At 66.9% G+C, this 6,653-nt stretch carries 6 protein-coding genes; all 6 read left to right on the top strand.

Annotated elements, in window-relative coordinates; translation table 11 throughout:
• On the top strand, positions 1-387 hold a 387-nt coding region (locus AC1DJN_RS19570), incomplete at its 5' end, for a DUF494 family protein (protein ID WP_478039870.1).
• Between the two features lie 39 nt (positions 388-426).
• Positions 427-1,161, top strand: a complete 735-nt coding sequence (locus tag AC1DJN_RS19565) for a GYF domain-containing protein (RefSeq protein ID WP_032976674.1) — start codon at positions 427-429, stop codon at positions 1,159-1,161.
• A 48-nt stretch (positions 1,162-1,209) separates the two neighbouring features.
• Positions 1,210-2,139, top strand: coding sequence for an RDD family protein (locus tag AC1DJN_RS19560; RefSeq protein WP_032976672.1), 930 nt, complete (start codon positions 1,210-1,212; stop codon positions 2,137-2,139).
• A gap of 222 nt (positions 2,140-2,361) precedes the next feature.
• On the top strand, positions 2,362-4,869 hold the full coding sequence (locus AC1DJN_RS19555) for a DNA topoisomerase I (protein WP_478039868.1): 2,508 nt from the start codon (positions 2,362-2,364) through the stop codon (positions 4,867-4,869).
• Between the two features lie 121 nt (positions 4,870-4,990).
• The gene (tsaC, locus tag AC1DJN_RS19550) at positions 4,991-5,551 is read left to right on the top strand and encodes an L-threonylcarbamoyladenylate synthase type 1 TsaC (protein WP_032976670.1); all 561 of its coding nucleotides are present in this window, start codon (positions 4,991-4,993) and stop codon (positions 5,549-5,551) included.
• A 43-nt stretch (positions 5,552-5,594) separates the two neighbouring features.
• A complete protein-coding gene (locus tag AC1DJN_RS19545) occupies positions 5,595-6,302 on the top strand; it encodes a DUF4124 domain-containing protein (protein ID WP_478039866.1) in 708 nt (235 codons plus the stop codon).
• Positions 6,303-6,653: the final 351 nt, after the last annotated feature.

Genomic DNA, 6,653 nt, shown 5'->3' with positions numbered 1-6,653 from the left:
CTGCAGAATGGCCTGATCCAGGCCGGTTTCAGCCCCACTGAGATCAACAAGGCATTCGAATGGCTCGATGCCCTGGCAGCGCAGCGCCCAAGCGCGGCCCAGGCCCGGGTCGATGGCCCGGTGCGCATCTATCACGGCCCGGAGCTGGACAAGCTTGACGTGGAGTGCCGTGGTTTCCTGCTGTACCTGGAACAGCACGGCATCCTCGATGCCGGCCAGCGCGAGCTGGTGCTGGACCGGGCGATGGCCCTGGACCAGGACGAACTGGACCTGGACGACCTGAAATGGGTCGTGCTGATGGTGCTGTTCAACCAGCCCGGCGCCGAGGCGGCCTACGCCTGGATGGAAACGCAGATGTTCGTGGACGAGCCAGAACCCCTGCACTGACCGTACACTTGGGGACCGTGCGCATTCAGGAGCGTCCCCGTGAGTGAGTGGTTCCATGCCGAAGGCAACCGCCAGCAAGGCCCGTTGCCCTCGGAACAGTTGATCGAGCTGTTCCGCAGCAACCAGATCACCCTGGACACCCTCGTATGGCGCGACGGCTTGCCGCAATGGCAGCCGTTGCGCAACGTGGTCGACGAACTGGGCCTGATCGTGCCCGCCGTTGATGCAGCCGCCACGGCACCACCGCCGCCGCCTGCCGCCCCTCTGCCGCCCACCCTTCCCCCCGCCTCTCCGTACGCGACCACGCCGATGGACGCTGCCCCGGTCGCGAAGAAGGGCCTGTCCGGCTGCGCGTTGACCGCCATCATCGGCGGCGTCGCACTGCTGGTGGTGGTGCCGATCCTGGCCATCCTGGCCGCGATCGCCCTGCCGGCCTACAACGACTACACCATCAAGGCCAAGGTCGCCGGCGCGGTCACCGTGCTGCAGCCGCTGAAGGACAAGGTCCAGCACTTCGCCGATGACCAGGGCCGCTGCCCGGGCGCCAACGACGCCGGCTTCCCGGCGGCGGACGAATTCGCAGGCCAGGGCCTGTCGGCCGTGCATATCGGCCGCTTCAACAATGGCCACTGCGGCATCGAAGCGACGCTGGCGGTTCCCGGCAAGAGCCAGGATGGCGACCTGCTCTGGCTCGAATACGACCGCGACAGCGGGCGCTGGGAATGCAGCGGCGAAAGCGACGACAAGTATCTGCCCACGCAATGCCGCGGCTGAGCCGCGCATCGGGCAACCCACCAAGGACGACCCAACAGGGGACATGCAATGACTGAGTGGTACTACGCCGAAGGACAGCAACGCCAGGGACCGCTGGAGGTCACCGAGATCCGCCAGCGCTTCCAACGTGGCCAGTTGAACCTGGACACCCTGGTCTGGCGCGAAGGCATGGGGCAGTGGGCGCCGCTGCGGCAGATGGTGGAAGAGCTGGGCCTGCAGACCCTGGCCGATGCCAGCACGTCCACCGCCACCGGTGGCTTCGACCTGCGCAACGACTACGCCGCGATCGACAACGGCACCGCGCCCCTGCCGGGCACCGGCGCCCTCAGCAGCTCGCCGTACACCGCGCCCGGTGCAGGCGGCAGTGACTACTCGCAGCCGGTGCATGGCGGCGAGGTGGTCTATGCCGGCTTCTGGAAGCGCTTTGCCGCCTACCTGATCGACTACTTCGTCCTGCTGATTCCCAGCGGCGTGGTCGGTGGCGTACTGGGCTTCGTGCTCGGCGCGGGCATGGGTGCTGCCGGCAGCGGCGAAACAGCGGTTGAAGTGGTCACCCAGCTGATCAGTGGCCTGGCCGGCCTGTTCATCGCCGCCGCTTACTACGGCTGGTTCCATGCCTCCCGCGGCGGTGCCACCCTCGGCAAGATGGCCATCGGCATCAAGGTCGTGCGCGGCAATGGCGATCGCCTGACCCTGGGCCGCAGCATCGGCCGCTATTTCGCCACCATCCTCAGTGGCCTGACACTGTGCATCGGCTACCTGATGGCCGCCTTCACCGAGCGCAAGCAGGGCCTGCATGACCTGATCTGCGACACGGTGGTGGTCGACCGCTGGGCCTATACCGACCAGCCGCAGCTGCAGCGCCGCGAGATGGGCACGGTGACCATCGTGATCCTGGTGCTGGGCGGCCTGCTGATGCTGGCCGGTTTCGCCGCGATCATCTTCGCCGTCGGCGTCATCGCCAACATGGCGTCGTGATCGCGGATCGAGGGCCAATGCGCCGTCGCGGACGGCCATCCTCACGCCCCCCTGCTTGACAATGGCAGGCCGGGCGTGATTCCTCTAATAAGGTGAAACCTGAACGCCCGGCACAGTCCCGGGCGTTCAGTTTATTGATTTGCCCGTGGCCGCTTCACTAATGCGGCCGTTTGCTCCACCCTAGCGGCCCTTCCCCGCGGCTTACCCACAGACCCTGCTGCCATGCCCAAGCACCTGCTCATCGTTGAATCGCCGGCCAAAGCCAAGACGATCAACAAATACCTCGGCAAGGACTACACSGTCCTGGCCTCGTATGGGCACGTGCGTGACCTGATCCCGAAGGAAGGCGCGGTTGACCCGGACAACGGGTTCGCCATGCATTACGACGTGATCGAGAAGAACGAAAAGCATGTCGATGCGATCGCCAAGGCCGCAAAGGGCGCCGACGACATCCTGCTGGCGACCGACCCGGATCGCGAGGGTGAAGCGATCAGCTGGCATATCGCCGAGATCCTGAAGGAGCGCGGGCTGGTCAAGGACAAGCCGATGCAGCGCGTGGTGTTCACCGAGATCACCCCGCGCGCGATCAAGGAAGCCATCAGCCAGCCGCGCGAGATCGCCAGCGACCTGGTCGACGCCCAGCAGGCGCGCCGCGCGCTGGACTACCTGGTCGGTTTCAACCTGTCGCCGGTGTTGTGGCGCAAGGTCCAGCGCGGCCTGTCGGCAGGCCGCGTGCAGAGCCCGGCGCTGCGCATGATCGTCGAGCGCGAGGAAGAGATCGAAGCCTTCATCGCCCGCGAGTACTGGTCGATCGCCGCCGAGTGCGCGCACCCCTCGCAGCATTTCAACGCCAAGCTGGTCAAGCTGGACGGGCAGAAGTTCGAGCAGTTCACCGTCACCGACGGCGACACCGCCGAGGCCGCCCGCCTGCGCATCCAGCAGGCCGCACAGGGCGCCCTGCATGTCACAGACGTGGCCAGCAAGGAGCGCAAGCGCCGCCCCGCGCCGCCATTCACCACCTCCACGCTGCAGCAGGAAGCCTCGCGCAAGCTCGGTTTCACCACGCGCAAGACCATGCAGGTCGCGCAGAAGCTGTACGAAGGCGTGGACATCGGCGGCGACGAAGGCACGGTCGGCCTGATCTCGTACATGCGTACCGACTCGGTGAACCTGTCGCAGGAYGCGCTGGYYGARATCCGCGACGTGATYGCCCGYGATTACGGCATCGCCTCGCTGCCCGACMAGCCCAACACCTACCAGACCAAGTCCAAGAACGCCCAGGAAGCGCACGAAGCGGTGCGCCCGACATCGGCACTGCGCACCCCGGCCCAGGTCGCGCGGTTCCTGACCGACGACGAGCGCAAGCTGTACGAACTGATCTGGAAGCGTGCGGTGGCCTGCCAGATGATCCCGGCAACGCTCAACACCGTCAGCGTGGACCTGTCGGCCGGCAGCGAACATGTGTTCCGCGCCAGCGGCACCACGGTGGTGGTGCCCGGCTTCCTGGCCGTGTACGAGGAAGGCAAGGACAGCAAGAGCGCCGAGGATGACGATGAAGGCCGCAAGCTGCCGGCGATGAAGCCGGGCGACCGCGTGCCGCTGGAGCGCATCGTGGCCGACCAGCACTTCACCCAGCCGCCGCCGCGCTTCACTGAAGCGGCGCTGGTGAAGGCGCTGGAAGAGTACGGCATCGGTCGTCCTTCGACCTACGCCTCGATCATCCAGACCCTGCTGTTCCGCAAGTACGTGGAAATGGAAGGCCGCAGCTTCCGCCCGTCCGATGTCGGCCGTGCGGTGTCCAAGTTCCTGTCCAGCCACTTCACCCAGTACGTCGACTACGACTTCACCGCCAAGCTGGAGGACGAGCTCGATGCCGTCTCGCGTGGCGAGGAAGAGTGGATTCCGCTGATGTCGCGCTTCTGGGGACCGTTCAAGGAACTGGTCGAAGACAAGAAGGAATCGGTCGACCGTGCCGAGGCCAGTGGTGCGCGCGAACTGGGTACCGACCCGAAGACCGGCAAGCCGGTCAGCGTGCGCCTGGGCCGGTTCGGGCCGTACGCGGCCATCGGCAGCACCGCCGAGGATGCCGAGGACAAGCCCAAGTTCGCCTCGCTGCGGCCGGGCCAGTCAATGCACACCATTTCCCTGGAAGACGCGCTGGAACTGTTCCTGATGCCGCGCGCGCTGGGTGAGGACAAGGGCGAGGACGTCAGCGTCGGCATCGGCCGCTTCGGCCCGTTCGCCAAGCGCGGCAGCACCTACGCCTCGCTGAAGAAGGAAGACGATCCGTACACCATCGACCTGGCCCGCGCCGTGTTCCTGATCGAAGAGAAGGAAGAAATCGCGCGCAACCGGATCATCAAGGAGTTCGAGGGCAGCGACATCCAGGTGCTGAACGGTCGTTTCGGCCCGTACATCAGCGACGGCAAGATGAACGGCAAGATCCCCAAGGATCGTGAACCGGCATCGCTGACCCTGGCCGAGGTGCAGCAGTTGATGGAAGAAACCGGCAAGCCGGTGCGCAAGGGCTTCGGCGCCAAGAAGGCCGCCGCCAAGAAGGCACCGGCAAAGAAGGCGGCAGTGAAGAAGGAAGCCGCGCCGAAGAAGGCTGCTGCCAAGAAGGCGCCGGCCAAGAAGGCGGCTGCGAAGAAGTCCGTGGCCAAGAAGGCACCGGCAAAGAAGGCCGTCAAGAAGGCCGTCAAGAAGGCGGTCAAGAAGGCTGCCAAGTAGATCCACGCCATGCGTGGATGATCTGCCAAGGTGAGCGGACCCACGGTCCGCCCCCACCGCTCCACCCGCTCTGCACGCAGCGGGGGGATAATGAAGGCCCACGCCGGGCCCGGTCGCCGCCATGAAAGAACTCACACTGGACACCGCAGTCGCCACGCTCCGCAGTGGCGGGGTGATTGCCTACCCGACCGAAGCGGTCTGGGGCCTGGGTTGCGATCCTGCGCACGAGGCAGCGGTGCACACGCTGCTGCGACTGAAGCAGCGCCCGATCGAGAAAGGCATGATCCTGGTGGCCGCTGACCTGTCGCAGCTGCAGGGCTGGGTGCGCCTGCAGGCGCTGCCCGATGCACGCCAGCGCGCAGTGCTCGCCAGCTGGCCCGGCGCCAACACCTGGATCCTGCCCGCCGGCACGCGCGCGCCCGGCTGGATCACCGGCGAACACAGCGGCATCGCGGTGCGAATCAGCGCCCATCCCCTGGTAGCAGCCCTGTGCCAGGCCTGGGGTGGCCCCCTGGTCTCCACCAGCGCCAACCTTGCCGGCGAGCCCCCCGCGCGCAGCCGCGAAGAGCTGGACGCTCGCCTGCTGCGCCTGCTCGACGGCATCCTCGATGGGCAGACCGGCGGCCTGGCCCAACCCACGCCGATCCGCGACGCGCTCAGTGGCAACGTACTGCGGTCCTGACAGGTCCATTGCGTCGGTGTTGCCGATCGCGCACGCTGCGCCCATGACCCTGCTGCGCGCTGTCCTGTCTCTGGCCCTGCTGCTGTCGTTGCCGGCCCTTGCCGCCGACGACGTGCGGGTCTACCGCTGCGTCGGCAGCAATGGTGCCGTCGCGCTGCAGGACAAGCCCTGCACGGCCGGCCGCCAGCAAGTGCGCGACCTGCAACGGCCGCGCGACCCGCCGCCACGGGTGGTCRGCACCGAGGCCGCGCCGCCCGCATCGGTGCAGACGCCAGCGATGCGCGAGCGCGAGGTGCGCCATGTCTACATCCAGCCGCCACAGCCGATGTACGAATGCGTGAGTGAAGACGGCGACCGCTACACCAGCGACAACAACGAAGGGAATCCGCGCTGGGTGCCGCTGTGGACGACGGTCTGGTACCCGCATGGTCATCCTGGCGGTGCGTACCCCGGACCGCATCCGGGGCCGCGTCCGGCCGGCAGCGGCAACACCATCGGTACCCCCATCGGCGGCGGGCCTCCGGTGTATCGCCCGCCGTCAGTGGGCGTCGGTGTCAACGTGCCTGCCGGCAACATCCTGGTGCGCGATACCTGCCACGCCCTGCCCCCGCAGGAAGTGTGCGCACGCCTGCGTGATCGTCGCTGGGAACTGGACCGGCGTTACAACAGCGCGCTGCAGAGCGAGCGCACCGCGATCAGCAGGGAGCAGCGTGGCATCGACGCGCGGCTGGCGCAGGACTGCGGCGGCTGAGCTCTGCGCTGGGGGCTATGCCCCCGCTTTGGTAGATGCCCACCTTGGTGGGCACTGGCAAACAACGGTGCCAACCAAGGTTGGCAACTACCGGGGCATCTGAGCCCTGCGCTGGGGCTGTGCCCCCGCTTTGGTAGATGCCCACCTTGGTGGGCACTGGCAAACAGCGGTGCCAACCAAGGTTGGCAACTACCGGGGCATCTGAGCCCTGCGCTGGGGCTATGCCCCCGCTTTGGTAGACGCACACCTTGGTGGGCACTGGCAAACAGCGGTGCCAACCAAGGTTGGCAACTACCGGGGCATCTGAGCCCTGCGCTGGGGCTGTGCCCCCGCTTTGGTAGACGCCCACCT

The sequence above is a fragment of the Stenotrophomonas sp. 05L414_2 genome (genome assembly GCF_056397905.1).
This window is presented reverse-complemented; position numbering and strand designations above follow the sequence as displayed.

What these genes read in the sequence shown, in the direction of transcription:
- tsaC (WP_032976670.1), top strand. Translation starts at nt 4,991, where the DNA reads ATGAAAGAACTCACACTGGACACCGCAGTCGCCACGCTCCGCAGTGGC.
- AC1DJN_RS19560 (WP_032976672.1), top strand. Translation starts at nt 1,210, where the DNA reads ATGACTGAGTGGTACTACGCCGAAGGACAGCAACGCCAGGGACCGCTG.